General features: G+C 59.7%; 28 protein-coding genes, 7 pseudogenes and 1 riboswitch. Of the genes and pseudogenes, 28 read left to right on the top strand and 7 right to left on the bottom strand.

Annotated features, from left to right (window positions below; all coding sequences use genetic code 11):
• The first annotated feature begins 48 nt into the window (after positions 1-48).
• Positions 49-160: riboswitch (guanidine-I (ykkC/yxkD leader) on the top strand.
• Positions 161-234: 74 nt separating this feature from the next.
• The 12 genes and pseudogenes from HGP14_RS23225 to HGP14_RS36705 all read left to right on the top strand — a co-directional run bounded on the left by HGP14_RS23225 (position 235) and on the right by HGP14_RS36705 (position 12,504).
• Positions 235-1,308 (top strand): putative urea ABC transporter substrate-binding protein, encoded by a 1,074-nt coding sequence (locus HGP14_RS23225; protein WP_168832247.1) that lies wholly within the window; start codon positions 235-237, stop codon positions 1,306-1,308.
• Positions 1,309-1,369: 61 nt separating this feature from the next.
• On the top strand, positions 1,370-2,188 hold the full coding sequence (locus HGP14_RS23220) for an ABC transporter permease (protein WP_168832246.1): 819 nt from the start codon (positions 1,370-1,372) through the stop codon (positions 2,186-2,188).
• On the top strand, positions 2,185-3,009 hold the full coding sequence (locus tag HGP14_RS23215; RefSeq protein ID WP_168832245.1) for an ABC transporter ATP-binding protein: 825 nt from the start codon (positions 2,185-2,187) through the stop codon (positions 3,007-3,009). Before HGP14_RS23220 ends, HGP14_RS23215 begins: the two co-directional genes overlap by 4 nt.
• Positions 3,006-3,827 carry an urea amidolyase associated protein UAAP1 gene (locus HGP14_RS23210; protein ID WP_168832244.1) on the top strand — a complete coding sequence of 274 codons (822 nt, stop codon included), beginning with the start codon at positions 3,006-3,008 and terminating at the stop codon, positions 3,825-3,827. The genes HGP14_RS23215 and HGP14_RS23210 overlap by 4 nt, the downstream gene beginning before the upstream one ends.
• Positions 3,828-3,837: 10 nt before the next feature.
• On the top strand, positions 3,838-4,488 hold the full coding sequence (locus HGP14_RS23205) for an urea amidolyase associated protein UAAP2 (protein WP_168832243.1): 651 nt from the start codon (positions 3,838-3,840) through the stop codon (positions 4,486-4,488).
• Positions 4,489-4,490: 2 nt separating this feature from the next.
• Positions 4,491-8,030 carry an urea carboxylase gene (gene uca, locus HGP14_RS23200; protein WP_168832242.1) on the top strand — a complete coding sequence of 1,180 codons (3,540 nt, stop codon included), beginning with the start codon at positions 4,491-4,493 and terminating at the stop codon, positions 8,028-8,030.
• A gap of 3 nt (positions 8,031-8,033) precedes the next feature.
• Positions 8,034-9,854: an allophanate hydrolase gene (atzF, locus tag HGP14_RS23195; RefSeq protein ID WP_168832241.1), complete on the top strand. Its 1,821-nt coding sequence runs from the start codon at positions 8,034-8,036 to the stop codon at positions 9,852-9,854.
• Between the two features lie 218 nt (positions 9,855-10,072).
• A pseudogene (locus HGP14_RS35645) lies at positions 10,073-10,256 on the top strand (helix-turn-helix domain-containing protein); the annotation flags it as partial.
• A 128-nt stretch (positions 10,257-10,384) separates the two neighbouring features.
• Positions 10,385-10,638, top strand: a pseudogene (locus HGP14_RS35640) (nitroreductase family protein); the annotation flags it as partial.
• A gap of 56 nt (positions 10,639-10,694) precedes the next feature.
• Positions 10,695-11,378 (top strand): FMN-dependent NADH-azoreductase, encoded by a 684-nt coding sequence (locus HGP14_RS23180; RefSeq protein ID WP_168832240.1) that lies wholly within the window; start codon positions 10,695-10,697, stop codon positions 11,376-11,378.
• 70 nt (positions 11,379-11,448) lie between these two features.
• Positions 11,449-11,934, top strand: a complete 486-nt coding sequence (locus tag HGP14_RS23175; RefSeq protein WP_246704550.1) for a DUF3788 domain-containing protein — start codon at positions 11,449-11,451, stop codon at positions 11,932-11,934.
• Positions 11,935-12,147: 213 nt separating this feature from the next.
• Positions 12,148-12,504: a hypothetical protein gene (locus HGP14_RS36705; RefSeq protein ID WP_409527097.1), complete on the top strand. Its 357-nt coding sequence runs from the start codon at positions 12,148-12,150 to the stop codon at positions 12,502-12,504.
• Between the two features lie 42 nt (positions 12,505-12,546).
• On the opposite strand, the gene HGP14_RS23165 is transcribed toward HGP14_RS36705, so the two are convergent.
• The 3 genes from HGP14_RS23165 to HGP14_RS23155 form a co-directional block, all read right to left on the bottom strand.
• Positions 12,547-12,822, bottom strand: coding sequence for a hypothetical protein (locus tag HGP14_RS23165; RefSeq protein ID WP_168832239.1), 276 nt, complete (start codon positions 12,820-12,822; stop codon positions 12,547-12,549).
• A gap of 11 nt (positions 12,823-12,833) precedes the next feature.
• A complete protein-coding gene (locus tag HGP14_RS23160) occupies positions 12,834-13,133 on the bottom strand; it encodes a DUF982 domain-containing protein (RefSeq protein WP_168832238.1) in 300 nt (99 codons plus the stop codon).
• A 70-nt stretch (positions 13,134-13,203) separates the two neighbouring features.
• On the bottom strand, positions 13,204-13,680 hold the full coding sequence (locus tag HGP14_RS23155; RefSeq protein ID WP_168832237.1) for an Hsp20 family protein: 477 nt from the start codon (positions 13,678-13,680) through the stop codon (positions 13,204-13,206).
• Between the two features lie 385 nt (positions 13,681-14,065).
• Here HGP14_RS23155 and HGP14_RS35635 point away from each other — a divergent pair, with 385 nt between their 5' ends.
• Genes HGP14_RS35635 through HGP14_RS23145 form a run of 3 tightly spaced genes read left to right on the top strand, consistent with a single transcriptional unit; the run spans position 14,066 to position 14,920 of the window.
• Complete coding sequence (locus HGP14_RS35635; RefSeq protein WP_246704549.1) at positions 14,066-14,461, top strand: DnaJ domain-containing protein; 396 nt, start codon at positions 14,066-14,068, stop codon at positions 14,459-14,461.
• Positions 14,388-14,747 (top strand): DnaJ C-terminal domain-containing protein, encoded by a 360-nt coding sequence (locus tag HGP14_RS35630; protein WP_246704548.1) that lies wholly within the window; start codon positions 14,388-14,390, stop codon positions 14,745-14,747. Before HGP14_RS35635 ends, HGP14_RS35630 begins: the two co-directional genes overlap by 74 nt.
• Positions 14,735-14,920 (top strand): hypothetical protein, encoded by a 186-nt coding sequence (locus tag HGP14_RS23145; RefSeq protein WP_205927302.1) that lies wholly within the window; start codon positions 14,735-14,737, stop codon positions 14,918-14,920. The genes HGP14_RS35630 and HGP14_RS23145 overlap by 13 nt, the downstream gene beginning before the upstream one ends.
• Before the next feature lie 96 nt (positions 14,921-15,016).
• Here HGP14_RS23145 and HGP14_RS23140 read toward each other — a convergent pair whose 3' ends face one another.
• Together HGP14_RS23140 and HGP14_RS23135 are read right to left on the bottom strand one after the other, a co-directional pair.
• Entirely contained in the window at positions 15,017-15,307 is a 291-nt protein-coding gene (locus tag HGP14_RS23140) for a hypothetical protein (RefSeq protein ID WP_168832236.1), read from the bottom strand.
• Positions 15,308-15,403: 96 nt separating this feature from the next.
• Positions 15,404-15,676: an usg protein gene (locus tag HGP14_RS23135; protein WP_168832235.1), complete on the bottom strand. Its 273-nt coding sequence runs from the start codon at positions 15,674-15,676 to the stop codon at positions 15,404-15,406.
• Positions 15,677-15,952: 276 nt separating this feature from the next.
• On the opposite strand from HGP14_RS23135, the gene groES reads away from it, so the two are divergent.
• From groES to HGP14_RS23115, 4 genes and pseudogenes are all read left to right on the top strand, one after another.
• Positions 15,953-16,267 (top strand): co-chaperone GroES, encoded by a 315-nt coding sequence (groES, locus tag HGP14_RS23130; protein WP_168832234.1) that lies wholly within the window; start codon positions 15,953-15,955, stop codon positions 16,265-16,267.
• Positions 16,268-16,321: 54 nt separating this feature from the next.
• Positions 16,322-17,950, top strand: a complete 1,629-nt coding sequence (groL, locus tag HGP14_RS23125; RefSeq protein WP_168832233.1) for a chaperonin GroEL — start codon at positions 16,322-16,324, stop codon at positions 17,948-17,950.
• A 48-nt stretch (positions 17,951-17,998) separates the two neighbouring features.
• Positions 17,999-18,211: a hypothetical protein gene (locus HGP14_RS23120; RefSeq protein ID WP_168832232.1), complete on the top strand. Its 213-nt coding sequence runs from the start codon at positions 17,999-18,001 to the stop codon at positions 18,209-18,211.
• A 4-nt stretch (positions 18,212-18,215) separates the two neighbouring features.
• Positions 18,216-18,398: pseudogene (locus tag HGP14_RS23115) on the top strand (hypothetical protein); the annotation flags it as partial.
• A gap of 41 nt (positions 18,399-18,439) precedes the next feature.
• Here the strand turns inward: HGP14_RS23115 and HGP14_RS23110 are convergent.
• Positions 18,440-18,661, bottom strand: coding sequence for a hypothetical protein (locus HGP14_RS23110; protein ID WP_168832231.1), 222 nt, complete (start codon positions 18,659-18,661; stop codon positions 18,440-18,442).
• A gap of 212 nt (positions 18,662-18,873) precedes the next feature.
• Between HGP14_RS23110 and HGP14_RS23105 the strand changes: the two genes are divergently transcribed.
• The 8 genes and pseudogenes from HGP14_RS23105 (at position 18,874) to HGP14_RS23070 (ending at position 23,682) form a co-directional block, all read left to right on the top strand.
• Positions 18,874-19,347, top strand: coding sequence for an Hsp20 family protein (locus tag HGP14_RS23105; protein ID WP_168832230.1), 474 nt, complete (start codon positions 18,874-18,876; stop codon positions 19,345-19,347).
• A gap of 91 nt (positions 19,348-19,438) precedes the next feature.
• Positions 19,439-19,949 (top strand): annotated as a pseudogene (locus tag HGP14_RS23100) (Hsp20/alpha crystallin family protein).
• Between the two features lie 399 nt (positions 19,950-20,348).
• Positions 20,349-20,700, top strand: a pseudogene (locus tag HGP14_RS23095) (SPW repeat protein).
• 80 nt (positions 20,701-20,780) lie between these two features.
• Entirely contained in the window at positions 20,781-21,155 is a 375-nt protein-coding gene (locus HGP14_RS23090; RefSeq protein WP_168832229.1) for an outer membrane protein, read from the top strand.
• Positions 21,156-21,235: 80 nt separating this feature from the next.
• Positions 21,236-21,594: pseudogene (locus tag HGP14_RS23085) on the top strand (thermonuclease family protein).
• 797 nt (positions 21,595-22,391) lie between these two features.
• Entirely contained in the window at positions 22,392-22,679 is a 288-nt protein-coding gene (gene gatC, locus HGP14_RS23080) for an Asp-tRNA(Asn)/Glu-tRNA(Gln) amidotransferase subunit GatC (protein WP_168832228.1), read from the top strand.
• 74 nt (positions 22,680-22,753) lie between these two features.
• Positions 22,754-23,050 (top strand): annotated as a pseudogene (locus HGP14_RS23075) (hypothetical protein).
• 155 nt (positions 23,051-23,205) lie between these two features.
• On the top strand, positions 23,206-23,682 hold the full coding sequence (locus HGP14_RS23070) for an Hsp20 family protein (protein WP_168832227.1): 477 nt from the start codon (positions 23,206-23,208) through the stop codon (positions 23,680-23,682).
• A gap of 435 nt (positions 23,683-24,117) precedes the next feature.
• Here the strand turns inward: HGP14_RS23070 and HGP14_RS23060 are convergent, their stop codons facing one another.
• Positions 24,118-24,792 (bottom strand): HAD family hydrolase, encoded by a 675-nt coding sequence (locus HGP14_RS23060; protein ID WP_168832226.1) that lies wholly within the window; start codon positions 24,790-24,792, stop codon positions 24,118-24,120.
• 630 nt (positions 24,793-25,422) lie between these two features.
• On the opposite strand from HGP14_RS23060, the gene HGP14_RS23055 reads away from it, so the two are divergent.
• Complete coding sequence (locus HGP14_RS23055) at positions 25,423-25,641, top strand: hypothetical protein (RefSeq protein ID WP_168832225.1); 219 nt, start codon at positions 25,423-25,425, stop codon at positions 25,639-25,641.
• Positions 25,642-25,796: the final 155 nt, after the last annotated feature.

Here is a 25,796-nt window from a genome sequence, read left to right as displayed (position 1 = left end):
GAGAAATCAACCTGTTACAAGGTGGCACACCTCTTGCAGGGAATTTGTTGAGTTGGTGGCTAGGGTTCCGGCGCTTTGTAGAAGTGCGACTGGTCCGAGAGCCACCACCGGCGGAAGAGAAATTCCGCCGGGTGCACGGCGGGATAAAAGCCCGGGAGACCTCGTAAGCCAAGGGATTGGCGGCGCGATGGTCATTGCCGATCCCTTTTGAAGAAAAGCAAAAGGGGAATTTCAATGCAGACTTTTTCGAAGATCTTTTCGGTAACCGCCCTCGCCGCTTCGCTGGTGCTTGGGATAGGCTCTGTTGCCAGGGCCGAGCAGAAGACCGAATTCAAGGTCGCATGGTCGATCTATGTCGGCTGGATGCCGTGGGGTTATGCCGCCGACCATGGCATTGTTAAAAAATGGGCCGACAAATACGGCATCAAGATCGATGTCACTCAGTTCAACGACTATGTGGAGTCGATGAACCAGTATACGGCCGGCGCATTCGATGCCGTGACCCTGACCAATATGGATGGCCTGTCGATCCCGGCTGCCGGCGGTGTCGATACGACCGCCGTCATCGTCGGCGACTTTTCGAACGGTAACGACGCCGTCATCCTGAAAGACAAGGCCAGCCTGGCCGATATCAAGGGCCAGAACGTCAACCTCGTCGAGTTTTCCGTTTCGCATTATCTGCTTGCGCGTGCGCTCGAAAGCATCAAGCTAACCGAACGTGATGTGAAGGTGGTCAACACCTCAGATGCCGATATGGTGGCCGCCTATAAGACGCCTGATGTCACCGCAGTCGTTACCTGGAACCCACTCGTCTCCACCATCCTCGAAGATCCTTCGGCCAAGAAGGTTTTCGACAGTTCGCAAGTGCCTGGCGAAATCATCGACCTGATGGTCGCCAATACCGAAGTGCTGAAGGACAACCCGAATTTCGGCAAGGCGCTTGCTGGCATCTGGTATGAGACTGCCGCGCTGCTGAGGGACAATAGTGCCGAGGGCAAGGCGGCCCGGGAGGTCATGGGGTCCGCGTCCGGCACGGATCTCACCGGTTTCGAAGCCCAGCTTGCCGCCACCAAACTGTTCGACAAGCCGGCCGATGCCGTGGCCTTCACCGCTTCGCCCACACTACCGAAGACCATGGATCTTGTGCGCAACTTCCTCTTCGAGAAAGGCCTGCTCGGCAATGGTGCTCCCTCTCCTGACGTTATCGGCATCGAAATGCCAGACGGCAAGGTGCTGGGGGATACCGGCAATGTGAAGCTGCGCTTCAGCGAGACCTACATGAAGGCCGCCGCCGACGGATCGCTCTGATCGCGCTAGGCGGCAGGATCTGCCGCGCCGCCTCTTTCCCCTACCAGCGGAGCACTTTCTCATGCGTTGGATCAACACGAAGCCAGGCCGCGGCGCGCAGTTCGCCCTGATGCTGCTGCCGTTCGTCCTGCTCGTCGTGGCCTATACTGTCGGCTCGGCCGAGCGGCTGGCGGCAAACGCCAATGACAAGCTTCTGCCGAACCTTGCCGGCTTTGCCGATGCGATCAACCGCCTGGCTTTCGTGGCCGACCAGCGCACCGGCGACTATCTGCTCTGGTCGGATACTGGCGCCAGCCTGATCCGCCTGCTTGCCGGCCTCGGCATTTCCACCGCGATCGCGCTCATTGTGGGCATGCTGGTCGGCATGCTGCCTTACCTCAGGGCACTGCTTTCTCCTTTCGTTGCAGTCATTTCCATGGTGCCGCCGCTGGCCCTCCTGCCAATCCTCTTCATCGTCATGGGGCTCGGCGAAACGTCGAAGATCGCCCTCATCGTCATCGGCGTGGCGCCGACGATGATCCGCGATCTTGCGCTGAAGGCATTGGAGCTGCCGCGCGAGCAGATCGTCAAGGCAGAGACGCTGGGCGGCTCCTCCTGGCAGATCGGCCTGCGGGTCGTGCTGCCGCAGATCCTGCCACGGCTGATCACCTGCCTGAGGCTGCAGCTCGGCCCGGCCTGGCTGTTCCTGATCGCCGCCGAAGCGATCTCCTCTGATTCCGGCCTCGGCTACCGCATCTTTCTCGTCCGCCGCTATCTCTCGATGGATATCATCTTTCCCTATGTCGTCTGGATCACCCTGCTTGCGGTGGCGATGAACGCCCTGCTCGATCGCCTGCGCATCGCCGTCTTCCCCTGGTCCGAACTGGAGAAGCAGGCATGAGCGAATTGAAGATCGAAAAGGTCTGGAAGGAATATGGCGACCAGATCGTGCTCGAAGACGTGTCACTGACAGTCGCCTCGCGCGCCTTCGTTGCTCTCGTGGGCCCTTCCGGCTGCGGCAAGACCACCTTCCTGCGCATGTTGCTCGGCCAGGAACAGCCGACCAAGGGCAAGATCCTGCTCGATGGCGAGGCGCTGCCGCCGGAGCCGGGGCCTGATCGCGGCGTTGTCTTTCAGCGCTATTCCGTTTTCCCGCACCTGACCGTTCTCTGCAACGTGCTGCTCGGCAAGGAACTGACCGCCGCACGCTACAGGGCAAAACTTTTCGGTGCAGCCCGCCGCAGTGCCATCGAGGAAGCCCACCAGCTGATTGCTGAGGTCGGTCTCGCGGGCTCGGAAGGCAAGTACCCGGCACAGCTTTCCGGGGGCATGCAGCAACGCCTTGCGCTTGCCCAGGCGCTCATCATGAAGCCCAAGATACTTTTGCTCGACGAGCCCTTCGGCGCGCTCGATCCAGGCATCCGCGCCGAGATCCACACGCTGATGAAACGGCTCTGGAATGAGACGCGGATGACTGTCGTCATGGTCACGCATGACATGCGCGAAGCCTTCACGCTGGCAAGCCGCGTCGTTGCCTTCGAGCGGCGGCGCGACCGGCCCGAAGAGAAGGAGCGCTACGGCGCCACCATTACCAAGGACATTTCCATCTGGCCGCCACGCCTTGCCGGCCAGCCATCGATCTTCAGCCCCGACCGGGACGGCCCGGTCGCTTCCCTGGGGCATAGCCGGGACGACCTGGCACCGTCAGGAGAGAAGCCATGATACATGTGAGACGCTCGCCCGAAGAGATCGCCGCAAACCGTGCGCGCTACGAGGAGCATCAGAAGAAGGGGCTGGAATTCGCGCCCAAGGCCCTGCCTGGCCTGAGCACGCTGCCGGCGCCAGCCATCGATGCGGCTACTGTCATCCACCAGGAGATCATTCCGGGCGGCTGGTACTGGTCGACGAAGCTTTTGCGCGGCGAAGCGGTCCGCATCGATCAGGCGGAGGGCAATTCCACCGTGGCGCTGATCGCCTGGAACGCCGCCGATACGAGCGAGCGGATCAACCTCGTCGATACCGCCAAGGTCCAGTGGACGACGGCGCTCGGCAAGGGTCGCGTGATTTTCTCCGATATGGGCCGCGTCATGTTCTCGATGATCGAAGACAGTTCCGGCGCGCATGATTGCCTGATGGGCGGATCGACTTCTGCCTCGAACGCCGCGAAATATCCGGGTGAAAAGACACGCAACACCCGCGACAACCTGGTTCTCGTTGCCGGCAAGCTCGGCCTCGACCGCCGCGACATCCCCGGCATCCTCAATCTTTTCGCGCCCGTGCGCCTTGCCAAGGCCGGCGGTTTCGGCTGGCAGGGCAAGCGGTCCAACAGCGGCGACTATGTGGAGCTGCGTGCCGAGATGGACATGCTGGTCGGCTTTTCCAATTGTCCGCATCCGCTCGATCCCGATCCGACGTACCAGCCGAAGCCCGTCGTCATCGCCCGCTACGAGGCGGCGGTCGCCGCTGCGGATGATCTTTGCCGCACGGCAAGTGCCGAAGCCGTGCGCGGCTTCGAAAACAACGCCCTGATGCAGGCCTGAGGAGGAGACCATGTCCGATTTCATCCAGACCTCCCCTGCCCGCAGCCTGGAAGCCGCTGTGGAGGACCATTTCATCGCCGCCGAAGCGCCGTGGTCCGGCGTCGTGCGCAAGGGCCAGACGATCCGCATCGAGGACAGTTACGGCCAGCAGGCAATCGACACGCTTTTCTACCGTGCCGACGATTTCTCCGAGCGCTATTCCAACCAGGATACGATGCGCATGCAGGGTGCCTCCTATGTCGGCATCGGCACGAAGATCATGTCGAGCGAAGGTAACGTCATGCTGACGATGACAGCCGACAGTTGCGGCCGCCATGACACCTCGGCCGGCGCCTGCTCATGCGAGAGCAATACGGTGCGCTTCGGCCACGGCACGAAATATCTTCATGCCTGCCGCGACAACTTCCTGCTCGAAGTTTCGAAACACGGAATGGGTAAGCGCGATATCGTGCCCAACATCAATTTCTTCATGAACGTGCCGATCCAGCCGACCGGCGAGATGACGATCGTCGACGGCATTTCGGCGCCGGGCGACTACGTGGAACTCGTCGCCGAGATGGACGTGCTCTGCGTTATCTCCAACTGCCCGCAGATCAACAATCCCTGCAACGGCTTCGATCCGACGCCGATCCGGGTGCTGATCTGGGATGGCGAGGCCTGATCATGTTCAAGAAAGTCCTGATCGCCAACCGGGGCGAAATCGCCATCCGGGTCATCAAGACGCTGCGACGGATGGGCATTGCTTCCGTCGCCGTCTATTCCGATGCCGACCGCTTTGCAAAGGCCTCACTGCTGGCCGACGAAGCCGTGCGCCTCGGCCCGGCCTCGGCGAGCGAAAGCTATCTCAATGTCGATGCGGTCATCGCCGCCTGCAAGGCGACGGGGGCGGAGGCGGTGCATCCCGGCTACGGCTTCCTGTCGGAAAATATCGGCTTTGCCGAACGACTTGCCGCCGAAGGCATCGCCTTCATCGGCCCGCGGCCCGAACACCTCTCGGCCTTCGGCCTGAAGCATACGGCACGCGAACTCGCCCAGGCGAGCGGCGTGCCGCTGCTGCCCGGCACCAGTCTGCTGTCGAGTGCCGATGAAGCACTCGCCGCAGCCGAAACGATCGGCTATCCCGTGATGCTGAAAAGCACGGCCGGTGGCGGCGGCATCGGCATGCAGCTCTGCGCCGATCCCGAAAGCCTGAAGGCATCCTTCGAAAGCGTGCAGCGCACCGCACAGGCAAGCTTCGGCGATGCGCGCGTCTATATCGAGCGTTTCGTGGCCGAGGCACGGCATGTCGAGGTGCAGATCTTCGGCAATGGCGAAGGCAAGGTCATCGCGCTCGGCGAGCGCGACTGCTCGCTGCAGCGGCGAAACCAGAAGGTGGTCGAGGAGACTCCAGCCCCCGGCCTTTCTGCCGCCACGCGCGCGCGCCTGCACAAGGCAGCCGTCGACCTCGGCGCGGCGGTCTCCTACGAGTGCGCCGGTACCGTCGAGTTCATCTACGATCCCCTACGCGAGGAGTTCTACTTCCTCGAGGTGAATACCCGCCTTCAGGTCGAGCATCCGGTCACCGAAGCCGTGTTCGGCGTCGATCTCGTCGAATGGATGATCCGCCAGGCGGCAGCTGAGGATATGCTCTCGGGTGCGGAAGCGCTGCAGCCGAAGGGAGCCGCAATCGAAGTGCGCGTCTATGCCGAGATGCCGCATGCCGATTTCCGCCCGAGCGCCGGCCTGCTGACAGAAGTCTCCTTCCCCGAGGATGCGCGCATCGACGGCTGGATCGAGACCGGAACGGAAGTGACGCCCTTCTATGATCCGATGCTCGCCAAGGTGATCGTGGCTGCTGAAGATCGACCGACGGCGATCGAAAAGCTGAAGACGGCCCTCAAGGGAACGTCGATATCGGGTATCGAAACCAATCTGGATTATCTTCGCGCTGTTGCCGGCTCGGAACTTCTTGCCAGCGGCAAGGTTGCGACGACGGCGCTCCGCGACTTTTCCTTCGTGCCCGATGTCATCGAGGTGATCGCGCCTGGCGCCCAATCGAGCATTCAGGAACTGCCGGGCCGCCTTGGCCTCTGGCATGTCGGCGTGCCACCGAGCGGACCGATGGATGAGCGCTCCTTCCGCCACGCCAACCGCCTCGTCGGCAATGGCGACACGGTGGCAGCACTGGAGCTGACAGTGTCCGGCCCGGTGCTGAAGTTCCACACTGATACGGTGGTCGCGCTTGCTGGCGCGAGGATGGCGATGAGCGTCGACGGCGAGAAGCTGCCGCATGGCGAGGCCGTGATGATCCGCGCCGGCCAGATCCTCTCGATCGGCAGCATCGATGGACCTGGGCAGCGCGCATACCTCGCCGTAGCAGGCGGTTTCGCCGCCCCGGTCGTGCTTGGCTCGCGCGCGACATTCGGGCTCGGCCAATTCGGCGGCAATGCCACCGGCACGCTGAAGACCGGTCATGTGCTGCATCTTGCCCGTCAGGCCGCAGCCGATGCGCCGAAGCCGGCAACAGAGCCTGCGGAATTGACGCGCGAATGGGAAGTCGGTGTCGTCTATGGTCCGCATGGCGCACCCGATTTCTTTCAGGATGGCGATATCGAGACACTGTTTTCGACTCGCTACGAGGTGCATTTCAACAGCGCGCGCACTGGCGTGCGCCTGATCGGTCCCGCCCCGACATGGGCGCGCAGCGATGGCGGCGAGGCCGGCCTTCATCCCTCCAACCTGCATGACAATGCCTATGCGATCGGCGCTATCGACTTCACTGGCGACATGCCGATCATTCTCGGACCGGACGGGCCGAGCCTCGGCGGCTTCGTCTGCCCGGCAGTGATCGCCCGTGACGAGCAGTGGAAGATGGGCCAGTTCAAGCCGGGCGACCGCATCCGCTTCCATCCCGTCGCGCGGCCTGAAGATCCGATTGCCGGCCCAGTGGTGCATCGGGCGAAGGAAGAGGCGGGCTCGCCGATCATCGGGCAACGCCACGATGGACCTGTCTCGGTCGTCTACCGCCGGCAGGGTGATGACAATCTGTTGGTCGAATATGGGCCGATGACCCTCGATATCGCCTTGCGGCTCAGGGTGCATCTCTTGATGCAGGCCGTATCACAGGCGCGCCTGCCCGGCATCATCGACCTCACGCCCGGCATCCGCTCGCTGCAAATCCATTATGATGACACTGCGTTGACCCGCAAACGTCTGCTCGGCCTGTTGGCCGAGATCGAGGCGAGTCTGCCTTTAGCGCAAGACGTCAAGGTTCCGAGCCGCATCGTGCATCTGCCGCTGTCCTGGAACGACCCGGATGCCGAACTCGCCATGCGCAAGTATCAGGAACTCGTGCGGCCAAGCGCGCCCTGGTGCCCCTCCAACATCGAGTTCATCCGCCGCATCAACGGGCTGGCGGACGAACAGGCGGTGCACGACGTCGTCTTCGACGCCAGCTATCTCGTGCTCGGCCTCGGCGACGTCTATCTAGGCGCGCCGGTCGCGACGCCCGTCGATCCGCGCCACAGGCTGGTGACGACGAAATACAATCCGGCCCGCACCTGGACGCCGGAAAATGCCGTTGGTATCGGCGGGGCCTATATGTGTATCTATGGCATGGAAGGGCCTGGCGGCTACCAGCTTTTCGGCCGTACCATTCAAGTCTGGAACACCTGGCGGCGGACGCCGGTTTTCCCCAAGAACAAGCCGTGGCTGCTCGATTTCTTCGACCAGATCCGCTTCTTCCCGGTCGATCATAGGGAATTGGCAGAAGCCCGCGGCGCCTTCCCGCATGGCGGTTATCCCATCCGGATCGAGGAGACGGAATTCTCCTACACCGCCTATGAGAGGGAATTAAAGGCGAACGCCACCTCCATTGGGATCTTCAAGGCGAGCCAGCAGGCGGCTTTCGATGCCGAGCGCCAGCGCTGGAAAGAGGCGGGCCTCGACAGCTTCGTCACTGACGAAGGCACCGGTGAGAGCCCGGACGGGGATATTCCAGAAGGTTGCTTCGGCGTTGCCAGCGCCGTACCCGGCAATATCTGGAAACTACTGGTCGAGCCGGGCGCACCGGTCGCCGCTGGAGACACGCTTGCCATTATCGAATCCATGAAAATGGAAATCAACGTCACCGCACATGCGCCGGGTCGCGTCCGTGATCTGCGTGCCGGACCCGGGCGAAACGTCAAAGCGGGCGATATCATTGTTGTTCTGGAGGAATGCTGAACCATGCTGCCGACTATTCTGGACCTGGCAAGCCTTCGTGCAGCCTATGCGGCCGGCACTACCCCGCTCGACGTTATCGAGACTGTGATTGCCCGTCGTACAGCCTCGAAGGATCCGGCGATCTTCATCACGCCGACGCCTGCTGATACGCTGCGGGCCGAGGCGCGCGCCCTGACGGAGCGCGCCCCGGAGGCAAACTGCCTGCCGCTCTGGGGCATTCCCTTCGCTGTGAAGGACAATATCGATGTGGCGGGGCTGCCGACGACGGCCGGCTGCCCTGCCTTCGCCTATCATCCCGAAAAGGACGCAACTGTGGTCGCGCGGCTGCGAGCCGCGGGCGCGATCGTCATCGGCAAGACCAATCTCGACCAGTTCGCGACCGGTCTCAACGGTACACGCTCGCCCTACGGAGCGCCTCGCTCGGTCTTCGACGAGAATTATGTGTCGGGCGGCTCGAGCTCCGGCTCAGCGGTTGCCGTCGCCTCGGGCCTGGCAAGCTTCGCGCTCGGCACGGACACGGCAGGCTCTGGTCGGGTGCCGGCGGCTTTCAACAATCTCGTCGGCATCAAACCGACACCGGGACTAGTGCCGAATGTTGGGGTGGTGCCTGCCTGCCGCAGCGTCGATGTCGTCACCGTCTTTGCTGGTACAGTCGGCGACGGCGTCGCGATCCGCAAGGTGATGGAGGGCTACGATGCCGCCGATCCGTTTTCGCGCAAGGCGGTTCCATCCAGCCTGCCCGCCTCCGGTCTGCGGATCGGTGTGCTCGATGGAGCCGAGCGGGAATTCTTCGGCAACAGGCACGTCGAAGCGCTCTATGATGCCGCGATCGAAAGAGCGCGCGCACTCGGCGCCACCATCGTTCGCTTCAACTACGCGCCGTTCCGGCAGGCGGCCGAACTGCTCTACAACGGCCCCTGGGTCGCTGAACGCCTGGCGGCCGTTAAGGATTTTCTCGCGACGAACGCCGCCGACTTCGACCCGACGGTCCGTACCATCATTGAGGGCGCGAGAGCCTATGACGCGGTCGCCGCCTTCGAAGGCAGATACAAGCTCGAAGCGCTGCGCCAAAAGACCGGAAAGGAATGGGCAAAAGCTGATATTCTGATGGTGCCGACCTCGCCGACCACCTACACGGTCGAAGAAATGATGGCGGATCCGATTGTGAAAAACGGCCATTTCGGTCGTTACACCAACTTCGTCAATCTGCTCGATTGCGCGGCGATCGCCATTCCAGCCGGTTTCGATGCCAATGGTCATCTCCCAGCCGGCGTGACTCTGATCGGGCTGGCCTATACCGATGACGCCCTCGCCCCCTTTGCCGACGCCATGCACCGAACATTGAATGCAGGAATGGGCAAGGACCGCCTGGCGGCAATACCGGAGGCAAGCCGGGTGCCGCAGGCCGATGACGGCTTGGTGCCGATCGTCGTCGTCGGGGCGCATCTTACCGGCATGCCTCTCAACCATGAACTGACCCGAACAGGCGGCAGGCGGGTCAAATCCTGCCGCACTGCACCCGATTACCGCCTCTTCGTTCTACCGGATACTAACCCGCCGAAGCCGGGCCTGATCCGCGAACCTGGCCTTGACGGCAAAGGCCTCGAAGTTGAGGTTTGGAAAGTCACTCCGGAAGCTTTCGGCCGTTTTGTGCAGAATATCCCGGCCCCGCTCGGCATCGGTAAGATAACGCTTGACGACGGTTCTCAGGTTTCAGGTTTTCTCTGCGAGGCTCATGCAATCGAAGGCGCGCGCGAAATCACCGAATTGGGAGGCTGGCGCGCCTACATGACCGACCAAAGGAGCTCGAAATGGCGAGCATGAAGTCCCATCTCAAAAGATTCCTGCGGGCGATACTCGCCGGCCTTGAAACACGAAGCGACTCGCGACGGTTCGGTCGCGCAAGACGGTAATCGATTATCGGTCGATCCTTTCGCCCCAGATCACGTGGCGAGGCGGGACCGAGATGGTGCCGCCTTCGCCATGATTTGCTTCCACGTCTGAGGACGATCGCGAATAAAGGGTCGCCCGCGCTGCGGCCCCTCGATTTGTTGACCGATCTCCGCATGAGTCTGGCAGCCAACGAGTGGAAAAGCCGGCAGTCAGCACCGAGGCTGTGGCCGAGACGGTCGGTATCAATCTGTTTCGGCATTCCGCCGCGTCTTTGCCGAAAGAATGGGGATGACGCCGGGGGAATGGCGCCGACTGGCGCACGCTGGCGGCTAAACGCGCGGCCCGAGATTGCGACGCCTCAATTTGATCCTTTCACGCATCATATTGGGAAAATACAGTCTCGATATTTTCACTGCCGGCCGTAAATTGGGCTCCATAATCACTTGATGAGGAGCCACCCAATGAACTACATCAGCATCGCCTCTAACGAAACGGCAACCGCCGCAGCCGCCGAAATCCATGCGCGGACCGCGCCGACACGATCGACGCCGACGAACGCCGTCATCGAGACATTCTGAGCCGTAGCGCCGCCAAGTACTACGACCCCAACGCCACACTGAGCGATGATCAGATCCGCGACCTGGTGCGGATCGGCACTTCGGCGCCGACATCCTTCCATCTGCAGAACTGGCGGTTTATTGCCGTGCATACACCGGCTGGATCGATCTAACTCTCCCATCGCAACCTTTTGAACCAGCTGGGATCGATCACATGAACATCCTCCATATTGATAGCAGCCCTCGTCTGGAATCGCATAGTCGCGCGCTTTCGGCGGCAATCGTCGAAAGGCTTCTCGAGGTTGCGTCTGGGGCAGGCATCAGCCGGCGTGACATTGGGGCAGACCCCCTGCCGCAAACCGTTGCCCTCTACGCCGCAGCGTTGGCCTCACCGGGCACGTTGGCCGCCCCGCCGACGGGTTCTCTCGATCTTTCGGAGGCGCTTATTGCGGAGGTCGAAGCGGCCGATGTGGTTGTCATCGGAACGCCGATGCACAATTTGACTATTCCCTCGGTTCTCAAAGCTTGGATCGACCAGATCCTGCGTGTCGGCCGCACAATGAAGTCGACGCCGGCGGGAAAAGAGGGAATGCTGCGAGACCGGCCGGTGTTTATCGGCGTCGCGTCCGGCGGCTTCTATACTGGTGAGCGAGCCAACCAGCCGGATTTTCTCACGCCCTATCTGTCGGTGGCACTCAGCGCCATTGGGCTGAAGACCCAACAATTTCTCCCATTACAGGGCACTGCTTTCCTCGACTGGGACCATGCGCCGTTAGCGAGGAGCAAAGCGCTCGCTGCTCTCGACCTGACCGCCGTAGAGCACCTGCGAGAATTCCACAATTACCCTGCGGTGCTCGCCAGCGCCGGCAGTCAGTCTCGCTCGCGCCGGCAATCGTAGCCGGGAGCATTCTGAGGACGCACATATACGTTTTGGCGCCAGCATCCTAACCTCCGGCCGCCGCCGAACCATGAATGAGAGGCTTCAGATGTTTTCATCAGTTAGTACCCTTTTCAAAGTTGGCGACAGGATCACCGACAAATCAGCACCGCCCGATGACATCGCTGTGCGCGAATGGCTCGGACCAGAGGCGTTCGGCCACTGGTCCGAACTGCGCACTTGGATCGACGGGTTTTATCCTGCAGTTTTCGAGCCGGACTGGCTCTACGGCGGCAAGAACCGCGGCTGGTCCTTGCGCTATAAGAAAACCAAGGCATTCACCACGTTGGTGCCAGAATACCGCCGGTTCTCTGCCCTAGTGGTCATGGGCGGAGCAGAACGCGAGAAGTTCGAGGAACGGCGTTACGTCTGGCGCCCGCAATTGGTCAATCTCTACGATGAAGCGAAAACATACATCGACGGAAAATGGCTGACGCTCGGTATCGCCTCGGCAGATGATCTGCACGATGTGAGAGAACTTCTGACAATGAAGCGACCGCCACTGGCGCACAATTGAAGCCAGAAAGACCGGGCTCGTGGCGCGACGTACACAGGAAGCCGACGTTAAACCCTTGGCCGCGGGCGTCCCGCCGACAGCGATCTGCGTGGGATCGAGAAGACACCTCCACGCCTCTTAAATTACCGAACCAACCAACACACATAGGGGAGATGATTCTCATGAAAGCGATTGTAGTCGGACCAGGCTGCATGCACGGCCGGAATGAAGCTGGTGGAGCGGCCCGAGCCGCAGAGTGCGATAAACGACGTCGTCGTAAAGGTTCACGCGGCGGCATTCGTCAACGCCGAACTCGAATGGCTTCGAGCCGGACTGATCGCTCGTTTCATGATCGGGACGCCATCGATCCTCGGCCATGTAACAGCCGTTGGACCGACGGATATTCGTCTGATCGCGCACAGCTTTCCGAGATCGAACATCGGCAAAGTCTCTAGCCTGGGTGATGCGGTCGCGACCTTCAATTCGACTGAGCGGCGCCCGGGTAAGACGGTCATCCGCGTTGCCTTGAGAAACCGAGTGGGCGCGGCGCACGAATCTGTGGAGAGCCAATTGGCTCTCCAATTTGGCTAGGCTCGGCAAGTCGATGAAACAGGCAGCCTAAGATCGCCGAGATCAGAAACCGTACCGCCGGTCGAGCTCTCTGAGCGCAGACTGGATTTCATCGATCGAAACAGGCTCCGGTGTTCCGGGAATATGACGGAACGCCGGCTTCGAATCGGTCGCATAAAAGTCTGAAGCCCATGCCGCCAAAATGGTCCGTTTGTCGTCGGCTGACAGTGCAGTCGCTTTCACCACGTCGATCGGCCGCTGAAGCTGCATGCCCTGGAGCAAGATCGCTGGATCCATCGTCCTGGCATTGCTCGCGGCCCGCTGCAACATATCGTGCATGTCGAGCCTCCTTAACGCACGTGCGGATCTCTGTCTCGCCGAAGGTGAGACGCGGCGATGGCATCAATCTCCGGCGCCAGCAAATCGTGCTTTTCGGCAAAGGCGGCAAACAGGCCCCGCGCAGTCTCTGCTTCTATCTCGCCGAGCAGTGCCGCGCGGCAAGCCTTCAGCGCAACCGAATCGGCGGCGTCCCTAAGTGATTGAGGCCATTCGGAAAGATGTCGATAGGCGTCCATGACGCTGCGAACCTCGGCGCGAATGCCAAGGCCGACAAGAATGGACACAGGTTGTTTGAACATGTCGGGTTTCATGACGCTCTCCTTTCCAACCCGCGATGTTGACGGGCGCCGTGACGACGACGCCCTTTCTCCAAAGCTCTGATTAGGCGGCCTTCTGCGCTTCGATCTGCGCCGGGGCGGCCGGGCGTGCAAGAGCCGGATTGGTCTGGATGTCGATCTTCCGCGGCTTAAGGGCCTCCGGGATTTCTCGAACGAGATCGATCGACAGGAGACCGTTCTTCAGATCGGCGCCGTTCACCCTGACATGGTCTGCCAGCTCGAACCGGTGCTCGAACGGCCGGGCGGCGATGCCGCGATGCAGATAGCCTTCGGACGCCGTCTCCTGCTTCTTGCCGGTGACCGTCAGTAGATTGGATTCGAAGGTGATGTCGAGATCATCCTGGGCAAAGCCCGCCACCGCAATCGAGATGCGATAACTGTCATCGCCAGTCTTGACGATGTCATAGGGCGGCCAATCGCTGATCGAGCGGGCGCGCTGGGCATTTTCGAGAAGATTGAAGACCCGGTCAAAGCCAACGCTCGAGCGGAACAAAGGTGCATAGTCGTAAGATGTTGCCATAGCCATATCCTCCTTGAAGCAACATGGGTACGGAAGCGCCGAAAGACGGGCGCTCCAAGCAAGACCAGCCCTGTCTTCAGCGGCTGGCGGCAATCGATTTGGTTTTTGGGATTTTCGGATTCAAGACCACCCGGAAAAAAAATCGACGATCGTTCCAGGTCACGTCAGGGAGATTGCGATTACCCCTGCTCAATTCCCTTGGTGATCGCTGTACGCTGACATTCCCACTCCAAAGCAGAGTTTGGCAACTTATATAGAACGAGAATTGTTATGCCGTTTGCCTGACAGGAGACATGTATGAGCCAAGACCCATACCAGCTTCGGGGCTGAAACCGGATGCGCATCAAAAGGAAATTCAGAGCACATTTCGCAAGCTCGCAAAGAGTTGCACCCCGACTTAAACCCCGGCGATAAACGCGCCGAGGCAAAATTCAAGGAGATTTCCGCTGCGTACGAGCTGTTGAGCGACGAAGAAAAGCGCGCCCGCTTCGACCGCGGTGAGATCGATATGACGGGCGCCGAACAAGCGCCCCGCAACTTCTATAGCGACTACGCATCGGCAGCCGGTCCTGGTGAGCCCCATCACAATGGAGCCGCTGTGCCGATTTTGGTGATGTGGACAATGTTTTCGCGAGCTTTTTTCGCGCCGCGCGGGCCCCGGCGGTGGGTCTCGATTTCGTGCTTCTGGACGCGACCGCCATTTCTCATTGGAAGTCGATTTCTTCGACGCGGTCAATGGCGCCACGACCAAGGTCAGCCTTCCCGTCGGCCCGGCGCTTGAAGTCCAGATACTGGCCGGCACGCGTGACGGTCAGACCCACTACGGGGCAAGGGCGACGCTGGTTTCGGGGCGGTCCTGCCGGCGACGCACTGATCAATATCCCACCCGCTTTTTCACCCGCGCTGGCGACGATATCCGCCTCGACCTGCCAGTCACGCTCAGCGAAGTCGTGCTTGGCGGCAAGGTGCGCGTGCCGACGCCCTCCGGCCCGGGCAACGTGGTCCTGCCGCCCAATTCCAGCAGCGGAAAGGTATTGCGCATCCGCGAAAGAGTATGGATGATTTGATCATGGGCGATCGCGAATTCCGTCATCGCCTCAAGATCGAGGCGACTGAGCTGGAACTGTGGATCGAGCAGGGTTGCCTTGCACTGCAGATCGCCGAGGACCAGCGCGACTTCCGGGATGCACATGTTTGCCCGCGCGCGCCTGATCTTGGACCTGACGCGCGACGGCGGTGAAGCAACGCTTGCATGCCGCCTTGGACGGACTTTCCGACGCACAATCTTCATAGTGCCACGATCGTGCGGGGAACTGAAGGAGCCGTGAAGTAGTCCTTAGTGCACGGCCTTGCTCACCATCCGGTAGGGATGCACGGCATTGAATTGCGAGATCATGGTAGACGCCTGAAGCAGCACGCGCTTGGCGTTCTGAACATTGTCGCGCGCCAGCTCGTCGGCGTTGACGCGGATTGCCTGCGCCATGTTGGCCGAAAGTGCGGCGAAGTGGCGGTTGCCTTCGACATAGGCCTCGTGTGCGGTACCCTCCAGAACGCGCGCAATATCGGCAAAGACCTCTTCTCGCTCCTCGATGCTGAGGTCTTTCATCATTTGAATTCTCTCTTCCATTTCGGTCTCACTCTGAACAGGCGTGCGATGCTGACCGAGCCCTTGCCCCCCTCGATCGGGGAAAAAGCTAGGAAGGGAAAAATGTGGTTTCAAGCCTCAGTGCAGCTTGAGCTCGCCTTCAACGCTGCGCCATTCGTTGGGTCCGATCAGGCGTTGGTGGGTGTAGCGGACGGAATGCAGCGGCCCGTCGAGGGGGGCCTGCCAGAAATCCAGGAACTTGTGCATCCCGGGAAAATCGGGCGCCAGATCATAATCCTGCCAGACGTAGGTCTGGAGCACGGATTCGAAATCGGGAATCCGGTAGAGGATGTGCGCAGTGGTGAGGCCGTAACCGTTGAGCTGACGCTCCAGATCCGATGAAATTCGCATTCTTGATCTCCATTTCGTGACACTCCGAAGCTGACGCAAAATCTCGTGGCTATCAACGGATTTCTGAACGTCCGAACACGGTTTGTTGTTCCTTTCCAGCATGTTGGCAGCCGTCTTACAAGAGTGCTAATTTTTTTGTTTCGTCCTCTTGAAATCGAAAAACCGCAAAAATAAATTTTTCGCGCGAACGCTCGAGTGAGGTTCGCACCCGCCCGGACTGGTCATCCGGTCCGGCTCGGGGATCAGCGTCATCTTTTTTGTCCATCGGAGGAAAACATGTCGTTCCGACCGCTTCATGATCGCATTCTCGTCCGCCGGGTCGATTCCGAAGAAAAGACCAAAGGCGGCATCATCATTCCCGACACCGCAAAGGAAAAGCCGCAGGAAGGCGAGGTCATCGCCGTCGGCCCCGGCGCGCGCAACGATGCCGGCCAGCTTCAGGCTCTCGATGTGAAGGCAGGTGATCGCATCCTGTTCGGCAAATGGTCCGGCACCGAGATCAAGATCAACGGCGAAGACCTGCTGATCATGAAGGAAAGCGATGTCATGGGCATCATCGAGCAACAGGCCGAGCAGAAAAAAGCTGCTTGAGCTGACCCAGCCGCAAACATCAGTCAACTAGCTGCCTATTGAGGAGTTAAAGAAATGGCTGCGAAAGAAGTCAAGTTCCACAGCGACGCCCGTCAACGCATGCTGCGTGGGGTCGATGTGCTGGCAAATGCCGTTAAAGTCACCCTCGGCCCGAAGGGCCGCAACGTGGTGATCGACAAATCCTTCGGTGCGCCGCGCATCACCAAGGACGGGGTGTCGGTCGCCAAGGAAATCGAACTGGAAGACAAGTTCGAAAACATGGGCGCCCAGATGCTGCGGGAAGTGGCGTCAAAGACCAATGACCTTGCCGGCGACGGTACGACGACCGCGACCGTTCTTGCCCAAGCGATCGTCAAGGAGGGCGCCAAAGCCGTTGCCTCCGGCATGAACCCGATGGACCTGAAGCGCGGTATTGATCTTGCTGTCGACGCTGTCGTCAAGGAGCTGAAGACCAACGCGCGTAAGATCACAAACAATTCCGAGATTGCCCAGGTCGGTACGATCTCGGCAAATGGTGATTCCGAGGTCGGCCGTTACCTTGCCGAAGCGATGGAAAAGGTTGGCAACGAGGGCGTCATCACGGTCGAAGAAGCCAAGACCGCCGAGACCGAGCTCGAAGTCGTCGAAGGCATGCAGTTCGACCGCGGCTACCTGTCGCCCTACTTCGTCACAAACCAGGACAAGATGCGGGTCGAGCTTGAGGATCCCTACATCCTGATCCACGAGAAGAAGCTGTCGAACCTGCAGGCGATGCTACCGGTTCTCGAAGCTGTCGTTCAGTCGTCCAAGCCGTTGCTGATCATCGCTGAAGACGTCGAAGGCGAAGCACTTGCGACCCTCGTAGTCAACAAGCTCCGCGGCGGCCTCAAGATCGCTGCTGTCAAGGCTCCGGGCTTCGGCGACCGCCGCAAGGCCATGCTGGAGGACATCGCCATCCTGACGGGCGGCACTGTCATCTCCGAAGACCTCGGCATCAAGCTTGAAAACGTCACGCTCAACATGCTCGGCCGAGCCAAGAAGGTATCGATCGAAAAGGAAAACACCACCATCATCGACGGTGTTGGCTCCAAGGCTGAGATCGATGGTCGCGTTGCACAGATCCGTGCGCAGATCGAGGAAACCACCTCCGACTACGACCGCGAGAAGCTGCAGGAACGTCTTGCCAAGCTCGCTGGCGGTGTCGCCGTTATCCGCGTCGGCGGTTCAACGGAAGTCGAAGTGAAGGAGAAGAAGGATCGCGTTGACGACGCCCTGCATGCCACGCGTGCCGCCGTCGAGGAAGGCATTTTGCCAGGCGGCGGCGTTGCACTGCTGCGGGCGGTCGAGGCACTCGATAATCTCACGACCGTCAACCCGGACCAGAAGGTCGGCGTAGAGATCGTCCGCCGCGCGATCGAAGCACCTGTTCGCCAGATCGCCGAGAATGCCGGTGCAGAAGGCTCCGTGATTGTCGGCAAGCTGCGTGAGAAGGCCGATTTCTCCTACGGCTGGAACGCGCAGACCGGCGAGTACGGTGATCTCTACGCTCAGGGCGTCATTGATCCGGCCAAGGTCGTGCGCACCGCGCTCCAGGATGCCGCTTCCGTTGCCGGTCTGCTGGTGACGACGGAAGCGATGATCGCCGAAAAGCCCAAGAAGGATGCCGATCCGGCCCTGCCCGCTGGCGCCGGCATGGACTACTAAGAAGGCGTGCCCCGCCGCGAAAGCGGCGGGCGTTCCTTGGAGCGGCAGATGACGAGCAGTCATCTTTCGAGGGAAGACCTCCGCATATGTGTCGATGTCGTCAAGACCATCGCGCGCGAACGCGGGATTGCAAAGGACCCGGCGGCCGTCGCCGAATTGATGACGGCTGTCGGCCGCTGCTTCAAAAGAGGCATCCGAGTCCACGACGAACTGGTGGAGGCCATGAGGGACAACGCCTCGCAGGAAGTGCCCGGTCAATGACGCACCGGGCGCTTTGCTAGTGAGTTTCAAGGAGCCGCATCTGCCGTCATTCCTCGACGAGGTGATCCTGCGGCGCCTGCGGATCGGCGATGGCATGGCCGACGTCGCCATCCGCCACTCCGGCCGTCAGGTCGTGGTCGACGTCCTCGATCGCCGAGGCGATGTTCGGATGGTCACGATGGCATAGGCCAGGCAGCAACTCAAAGGAGGCGGGGTCGCCCGCCTTGCCTATTCCGGCTCCTCTTCATTCGAGACCAACAGATCGATCAGGGCGGCAACTCTGCCGGTCGGCAGAGGCCGCCCTTCACCCATCAAGGCTTCGTCATTGTTGGCCCACGCAAATGCCTCAGCGAGTTCAGCCGCCGTCGCACCTGTCGCCCTGACCTCCGCCACCAGAATTTCATCGACAGGCCCAAGAATGGCGATGACGTCTTCAGATGTCATTGTCATATCCACTCTCCTTCTCTTGCCTTGCTCTAATGTGGTGCGACCAACAAAAAAATCATTTCCTATGTCAGGCAATTCCACTCCTCTTGAAACGGCAAGCCACTGGATTATATCAATATTGTTCGATTGCCCAATGGGAATCGACAAGTCCAGGAAGCGGCCAAGTGCTCTTGGCGTGTCCTTGTGTCCATGTTGCTTATAAGGAGGATATGGCTATGAGGACAAACCTCGATTTTTCTCCCCTGTTCCGGTCGAGCGTCGGTTTCGACCGGATACTGAATGCGCTCGAAACTGCAAGCCGTGTCGAGGCGATCGACAACTGGCCGCCCTACGACATCGTCAAGTCCGGTGAGGACGATTACCGCATTGCCGTGGCAGTGGCGGGCTTCTCGCAGGACGAACTGACGATTACCCAGGAGCAGAACATGCTCGTCGTATCGGGCCAGAAGGCGAATGCTGAAGATGTGCAGTATCTGCATCGCGGCATCGCCGGCCGCTCGTTCCAGCGCCGGTTCGAGCTCGCCGACCACGTCAAGGTCGTGGGCGCCGGGCTTGTCAATGGTCTTCTGACCATCGACCTCAAGCGCGAAATCCCGGAAGAGATGAAGCCGCGCAAGATCGAGATCGCAACCGATACGCTGCCCATGACTCAGACGAAGCAGATCGAGGCCGAGAAGCAGGCGGCTTAAGGCTTCCACCACAATAAGCGCACTGACGCCGGGCTAGGCTCGGCGCCAGCAGTGAAGATTTGCCAAGCGAACCATCAGAAAGGAGAAAATCATGAGTATGCGTGATTTGATTCCCTGGGGCCGCGACAACGGCAACCAGGTTCCGAGCCTTTTTCGCGATGACGGGCGTGATCCGTTCCTGTCGCTGCATCGCGAGGTAAACCGGCTGTTCGACGACGTCTTCCGCGGCTTCGGCTCCAGCCTGCCATCCGTTGCCCGGACATCCGCATTCAGTACCGGTTGGCCGAGCGTCGAGATCTCCGACACCGAACAAGGAGATCAAGGTGACGGCCGAAGTGCCCGGCCTTGAGGAAAAGGACATTGAGGTCCTGCTCAATGACGGAGTGCTAACGCTGAAGGGCGAAAAGCGCTCAGAGAGCGAGGACAAGGATCGGCACTTCTCTGAGCGTTATTACGGCCGGTTCGAGCGCCGCATCCCGCTCGGTTTCGAAGTCAAGGAAGATGAGGTCGATGCTCGCTTCAAGAACGGCGTGCTGACCGTGACCTTGCCGAAGAGCGACAAGGCGCAGTCACAGGTCAAGCGCATCGCCATCAAGAGTTGATGTCAATCAAAGCGCCGAGGGCGGCCGTGGGCCGCCGTCGGTCTCGATCCTTCGCCAGCAGGGAGGGGTGAATGACAGAGACTGTTAGACGCACCACGAAAACAACACACCTGTTTCGGCTTCCAAGGCTCGAACGACAACCGGCGAAGCAGTCTTTCTCTCGAATGCTCCCGGTTTCCGAAAATGCCATTGCGTGTATCTCGCCAAACAGGTGCGGCACCGAGGCTGGATCTGCTGGGGCCGTACCTACCAGCAGGAACAGTGCCTGTTCCGTCTCCTCTTCCCCGACAACCGGACATCGCAGCAAGGCGGTTCAATTGCTGCCGCCGCACCCGTCTTCTGCCAGCAGGAGGCGGCCCATTAATGCGCAACACTGATGAGGAAAAATGAACCAGGTCCCTGCCTTCGAACAACCGGGCGGCTTTCGATGTCCTCAATATCGTTGCCGGTCTTGGTCTGTGCTATCGCATGGCCGCTCGGCTTCGCCGCCGAACCCTACGCCGCCTGGAACGCCTGGGTCGTCGGTATTGTCATTGTCGGCATCGCCGCTGTGGCGCTTTATGCTTTCTGTGAGGCGGAAGAATGGATCAATCTGATGCTCGGCATCTGGGCCGCGGTCGCGCCATGGGTCCTTGGCTTCTCGGTGGTGACAGCGGCAATGTGGGCGCATGTGATTGCCGGCATTGTGGTCGCAGTCCGGGCCACTGGCAGCATCTGGTTTAACCACAACCATCCGCTGTCCACCGTGTAAGAAATTGAGAACGGTCGAGGCCTTCGGCCCGTCCTTTTTGCACTCTTCACGCGTCACGCGTGAGGGGAAGGAAGCTCCAGATGGACAACATCGTGATCGGTTTCGAGGGTGACCTCTATAGAAATTGGAACGAAGAGGATTTCGGCGTTCCCGCTTCCGTTGAAACCACCGCTCAAGGGTCGGTTCCAGGTCGCCCCGGGTTTGCTTTAGAACGAGCCTTGTTTTACGGCATGGCGGGTTGGACGGCCGCGCGAGCCGAGGCACATACCCCTGGCAGCACGTCGAGCGATACGCTTAGCGGGTACACGGTTGGGGCGGGTGTCGATTATGCGTTCACCAACAATGTCTTTGCCAGGGAGAATATCGCTTCAATGACTTCGGCACCGGAAACTTTGGTTGCGGATCAGTGGACTTTGATCTCGACCAGCACATGCTCACGGTGGGCATCGGCTTGAAATTCTAAGAATGACCTGTCGCGGTTGCCAAGGCATAGAGGAGCGCAATAGTGGTCACCGAACTGCTGGTTTGCGCCTCAATGGCGGCTGTCGACGGCGATACGGTCAAGTGCCTGCCGAGTGGTCAGAATATGCGATTGCTGGGGGAAGGTGTTCCGTTCGTCTCGGGGCATCGACACGCCGGAGATCGGGTCGCACGCGAAGTGCATCAAGGAACGGAGGCTGGCGTTAATCGCCAGGGAAGGTTGAAAGAGCTTTTGGCTAAAAAAGGCTTGCGGGTGGAATGGAGCGGAGCGGTGGACGCACACCTACTCACCGCCCGCTGGTGAATATCTACCGGGCCAATGGTGAAGAAATCGGCAAGACGCTACTCAAGGACGGCTTTGCTCGAGAGTGGCGGCCCGGGCATCGAAACGACTGGTGCACCACAGAGTCCTGACGAGATTGCAACCGTACGGCAGCAGACCAATGCTTGAAGCTGGCCACTAACAGCCCAAATTTCAATTAATGCCGTTTAAACAGGGAGCCGTTTGTAATCCGTTGCCGCATTGATGGCGGGCTGGTTCCCATATCTCGATGGAGGGACAGTTGGCACATTTACCTGCTAGCGAGCAACGAGCAAAATTCGAAAAGACGAATGAAGTTGCCAAAGCAACCCTTGAACGGGAACGCGCTCAGCGCGAAGCCAAAACCGCACGGTTGCGCGAGGCTCGACTTAGCAGCCTGAAGGAGGATAGCGCTCCATCGGCCGACTAGAAGAGGCAACCTAACGATGAAGGAGAAGCGGGCACAATGCCGATATAGACTTCGGGGAAGCTCTCAATTCCCAGGGTTGTGGTGTGTTGTCGATATCTTCACAGACGAGCCAGCCGAGAGTGGCGGCGACCTTCTAGACGGCATGACAGCAGACGATGCGCTCGAAATGGCCGACTTGATGCCGCAAAAGACCTCTTTCGGCGATGGAAGCTGACGCGAAGAGATGGCAACGGCTCAGGGCCCCACTAATTGGGTCATCGGCAGCCTTGCCGCCCTGTTCGGCTTTATCGGCTGACGCTCACGGTACCCTACCTGACCGGAACATTGCGATTTCCTTACAGTTTGGCCATTCGATCGCGTGCCCCTATCCCGATCTCCATCGTACCACTGCCCGCTTCGGCGGGGCTTATTTGGGGCCAGCATACGGTTTGAAAATTTGGGGCCAGCATACGGTTTGAAAAATTCCCGTTGGAGAATGCCATGTCCGTCGACTTTGCAACCGTTCAGCGCGTTGCGCACCTTGCCCGTATTGCCGTCTCGGAGGAAGAGGCAAATCGCATGGTTGGCGAGCTGAACGGTACTCTCGGTTTCGTCGAGCAGCTTTCGGAAGTGGACGTCGAGGGCGTCGAGCCGATGACTTCGGTCATGCCTATGACAATAAAGATGCGCGCGGACGAAGTCACGGAAGGCAACAGGGCCGCTGATATTGTTTCCAATGCGCCGCTCGCCGATCAGAATTTCTTCCTGGTGCCTAAAGTGGTCGAATAGCCTTTCCCGCTTTCGGCTCCCAAAGCCGTCGCCCAAATCCGTACGCGTCAACACGCCAAGTTAAGGAGGTTGCCATGGCGCTCGACAAGTTTGACCACCCCATTTACGCGCGGCGGAAATACTTCGTTCAGGAAATAGCGGGACTTGACGACGTGTTCGACTACCTGGATGAGTGGCCCCTGAGAAGCGAAGCCTCACCTACGAAACCTTAATCGACCTTTGCCGAGACGAAGCATGTGGCAGACATCCAACGTCGGCAGTGCGCGAGAATTTTCGGCGCTTTTTGAAAGCAAAACGGGAAACTCGCGGAACTCGAGGACATCCCACTGTTCATGAGGCGTGTCACCAATCGCAGCATCGGCGGCACCTAAGCCTTGCGCCGTCTGGGCGTCTTGAACGGCAAATATTCCGTCACTACATTTAGTTTACCGGATGCCCAAGGCGGACCGGCAAAGCTGAGTGAGCGTCGAGGACGACTTGGACTTGGCGCTCTCGTATCCATGTTGCTTCAAAGGAGGATGTGGCTATGAGAACCACCACTTTCGATTTCTCTCCCCTGTTCCGGTCGAGCATCGGATTCGATCGTATGTTGGACGCGCTTGAGGCGGCAAGCCGCATCGAGACCGGCGACAACTGGCCCCCGTATGACATAGTCAAGACCGGCGAGGATGATTACCGCATCGCAATGGCTGTGGCGGGCTTTTCGCAGGACGAAATGACGATGATCCAGGAACAGAACATGCTTATCGTGTCGGGCCAGAAGAAAAATGGCCAAGACGGCGAGTACCTGCACCGGGGTATGGCGGGTCGGAGCTTCGAGCGCCGCTTCGAGCTTGCAGACCATGTCAAGATCGTTGGCGCAAACCTGAACGACGGTCTCTTGACAGTCGATCTCAAACGTGAAGTTCCGGAGGAAATGAAGCCGCGTCGCATCGAGATCAAGAGCGACCTGGCCGTTGGCAACGATCAGACTAAGCAGATCGAAGGTGAGAAGGTCGCCTGACAAACAGTATCAGACGTCTAACGGGCATCGGGCGCCCCGCCCGGTGCCTTTGGCGTGTTTAGCTCATGGAGAGCCTATCAAGTGCCATGTTGATCATGATCTACGGGAGGAGAAGCAAAATGGCTACGGAACTCCCCGACAACTTGATTGCATTCCGTGTCGCGCTCCCAGCGCAGTGTTCCCTGCCCCCATGAGACGGCACAGTGGCGCGAACTGCGATCTGGAACCGACGCTCCCCGTCAGCGGACGATCGTCTCAATCGCGTCGTGATGGCTGTCCTGACCGGATTCCATGAGAAAAGCCAGCTGTAGGGTCACGAGCGGGACACGTGACAGCGACGAGCGGCCGGCCATGTATATCGCCAAGGGCCTGGCTGCGGCTTTTTGCCTAGCGGGGCGAGGAAGCGGGCGTCGTAGCGGCTCGTGGCGTCGACACCTATCTCCTGCCTCCGACTTCATCGATGTGGTGCAGCAGATCGGCCGGATCCTCATAGACCCTGATTGCACCGGCGTCGCGCAGTTCCTCCCGGCCATAGCCCCCGCTGAGAAGGCCGATTCCGAGCGCCCGGCAGCGGATCGCAGCGAGCATGTCCCAAATGCTGTCTCCGACGACCACAGAGTTTTCGATAGGAACCTTCAAAGCCTTGGCTGCGGCGAGGAAGAGATCAGGATCCGGCTTGGCATATTTCACCTGATCTCTCGTTATGACTGGCAACGATCTCGGGTCCACACCCAGAGCGGCAATGTTGACCGCGGCTGTTTCAAGCCTGCCGCTGGTGGCGATGGCATAGGGTATTCTTTCGCTGGACAACCATTGAAGCAATTCGACTGCTCCAGGCAGAGGCTTTATCTGGCTGCCCAGCCGACGGTAGGCAGCCGCGTGCAGTTGACGCAGGCGCTCGTTTTTCTCATCAGTTATCGCTACGGCAGTTTCTCTCAACAGCTGGTTGGTGAACAGTCCGCCGCTCATCCCAATCTTTCGGTGAATCCGCCAGATCGAAAGCTCGATGCCTTCTTCGTCCAACGCTTCCTTCCACGCGAGTACATGTTGATAGACGCTATCAACCAAGGTTCCGTCGAGGTCGAAAAGAAAGGCGTGTTCGATACGCATGTCCTAACCCTTTCGTGCTGCGGCCGATGGTGACCGACGTGAAACGTTGGCCAGAGGCCAGTGCTTGATGATCCGTTAAAGGTTCCGCGATCTCGCCGAGGGACTGATTCCCTCTTGAACCCAGTTTCCTTTAGACAAATCAGGAAGGGTGAGAAGCCTGGGCGTATTCATTGAGAGCATCCACAAGGTCCAGGCACTTTCCCTCATCCATACGATCCAAGACAACTCCATAGCTTAGGATAGCCACCTATCCGGTACTTAGATCAGTGACTGACCACGACCCGTCTTCTTGCGCTTTGGCGCATAGCTTTGCTGCGTCTGCCGCTTCATCGCACATCTCCTTCGCTAACGAGCTGTCCGCCACAGCACTCTGTCCTACCGGTCGACCTGTGTCGGTTCGACTCAGAAGCACTTTCGAGGTCTATGTTGCCTTCGCTGTCTCGACCTCGCGACAGTGCTGCGCGCCTATGGAGCGACTGGTAAGTGGCGATCCCAGGATCACGAATGCTGCACTGCAGCAAGAATAGCTCTCCCTTTGAAAAAAGCTAGTCCCTTCGTTGCGTTCGCGCTTTCTCGCTCCATTCGGGTAAGATTTTCACGCCGCTTCAAGGCCATTTGAGGCAAGGCGAAATGGTCAGGGAAGGCTGGCTCTACGAAAACGGTGCTCCGGCCGATCCAACTTTCAAGACGCCTGACCAGGGGCGCTGCGACCCAAGTCTGGACGCGACCTCGCCGCTCCTCGATGGCTTCGGCGGTGTCAATTGCGAGGATCGCGACATCGCCGCCCGCACGGAGTTGGCCGGTGAACCGTTCATGGGTGTCAAGGCTTATGGCACCAAATTCCAATGAAGCCGAGCGGCTTTGCAACGTTTTGATTTTTTTGCCGTTCGAGCAGCACCATGATCCCGGGAGCAATTTTTAGCCGATATGGTTGAACACTGTGAGTCCCGGCGATGAGGATCGCTTCCGGGCCAAGCCAGACCGCATCCGATCCGAAGCCGTTG

It is taken from the genome of Rhizobium sp. P32RR-XVIII (genome assembly GCF_012641395.1).
Taxonomy (GTDB): Bacteria; Pseudomonadota; Alphaproteobacteria; order Rhizobiales; family Rhizobiaceae; genus Rhizobium.
Note: the sequence above shows the minus strand (reverse complement) of the source record. Positions and strands in the feature narration are given on the sequence as shown.

Excerpts from the sequence above, each read along its gene's own strand:
- HGP14_RS23180 (WP_168832240.1), top strand. The coding sequence starts at position 10,695 with ATGAACATCCTCCATATTGATAGCAGCCCTCGTCTGGAATCGCATAGT.
- HGP14_RS23110 (WP_168832231.1), bottom strand. The coding sequence starts at position 18,661 with ATGACAATGACATCTGAAGACGTCATCGCCATTCTTGGGCCTGTCGAT.
- HGP14_RS23090 (WP_168832229.1), top strand. The coding sequence starts at position 20,781 with ATGGACAACATCGTGATCGGTTTCGAGGGTGACCTCTATAGAAATTGG.
- HGP14_RS23070 (WP_168832227.1), top strand. The coding sequence starts at position 23,206 with ATGAGAACCACCACTTTCGATTTCTCTCCCCTGTTCCGGTCGAGCATC.
- HGP14_RS23215 (WP_168832245.1), top strand. The coding sequence starts at position 2,185 with ATGAGCGAATTGAAGATCGAAAAGGTCTGGAAGGAATATGGCGACCAG.
- HGP14_RS23140 (WP_168832236.1), bottom strand. The coding sequence starts at position 15,307 with ATGGAAGAGAGAATTCAAATGATGAAAGACCTCAGCATCGAGGAGCGA.
- HGP14_RS23175 (WP_246704550.1), top strand. The coding sequence starts at position 11,449 with ATGAATGAGAGGCTTCAGATGTTTTCATCAGTTAGTACCCTTTTCAAA.
- groES (WP_168832234.1), top strand. The coding sequence starts at position 15,953 with ATGTCGTTCCGACCGCTTCATGATCGCATTCTCGTCCGCCGGGTCGAT.
- HGP14_RS23120 (WP_168832232.1), top strand. The coding sequence starts at position 17,999 with ATGACGAGCAGTCATCTTTCGAGGGAAGACCTCCGCATATGTGTCGAT.
- HGP14_RS23205 (WP_168832243.1), top strand. The coding sequence starts at position 3,838 with ATGTCCGATTTCATCCAGACCTCCCCTGCCCGCAGCCTGGAAGCCGCT.
- HGP14_RS23225 (WP_168832247.1), top strand. The coding sequence starts at position 235 with ATGCAGACTTTTTCGAAGATCTTTTCGGTAACCGCCCTCGCCGCTTCG.
- HGP14_RS23210 (WP_168832244.1), top strand. The coding sequence starts at position 3,006 with ATGATACATGTGAGACGCTCGCCCGAAGAGATCGCCGCAAACCGTGCG.
- gatC (WP_168832228.1), top strand. The coding sequence starts at position 22,392 with ATGTCCGTCGACTTTGCAACCGTTCAGCGCGTTGCGCACCTTGCCCGT.
- HGP14_RS23055 (WP_168832225.1), top strand. The coding sequence starts at position 25,423 with ATGGTCAGGGAAGGCTGGCTCTACGAAAACGGTGCTCCGGCCGATCCA.
- HGP14_RS23220 (WP_168832246.1), top strand. The coding sequence starts at position 1,370 with ATGCGTTGGATCAACACGAAGCCAGGCCGCGGCGCGCAGTTCGCCCTG.
- HGP14_RS23060 (WP_168832226.1), bottom strand. The coding sequence starts at position 24,792 with ATGCGTATCGAACACGCCTTTCTTTTCGACCTCGACGGAACCTTGGTT.
- HGP14_RS23105 (WP_168832230.1), top strand. The coding sequence starts at position 18,874 with ATGAGGACAAACCTCGATTTTTCTCCCCTGTTCCGGTCGAGCGTCGGT.
- uca (WP_168832242.1), top strand. The coding sequence starts at position 4,491 with ATGTTCAAGAAAGTCCTGATCGCCAACCGGGGCGAAATCGCCATCCGG.
- HGP14_RS23165 (WP_168832239.1), bottom strand. The coding sequence starts at position 12,822 with ATGCACGATATGTTGCAGCGGGCCGCGAGCAATGCCAGGACGATGGAT.
- HGP14_RS23145 (WP_205927302.1), top strand. The coding sequence starts at position 14,735 with ATGGATGATTTGATCATGGGCGATCGCGAATTCCGTCATCGCCTCAAG.
- HGP14_RS23155 (WP_168832237.1), bottom strand. The coding sequence starts at position 13,680 with ATGGCAACATCTTACGACTATGCACCTTTGTTCCGCTCGAGCGTTGGC.
- HGP14_RS23135 (WP_168832235.1), bottom strand. The coding sequence starts at position 15,676 with ATGCGAATTTCATCGGATCTGGAGCGTCAGCTCAACGGTTACGGCCTC.
- HGP14_RS23160 (WP_168832238.1), bottom strand. The coding sequence starts at position 13,133 with ATGAAACCCGACATGTTCAAACAACCTGTGTCCATTCTTGTCGGCCTT.
- groL (WP_168832233.1), top strand. The coding sequence starts at position 16,322 with ATGGCTGCGAAAGAAGTCAAGTTCCACAGCGACGCCCGTCAACGCATG.
- atzF (WP_168832241.1), top strand. The coding sequence starts at position 8,034 with ATGCTGCCGACTATTCTGGACCTGGCAAGCCTTCGTGCAGCCTATGCG.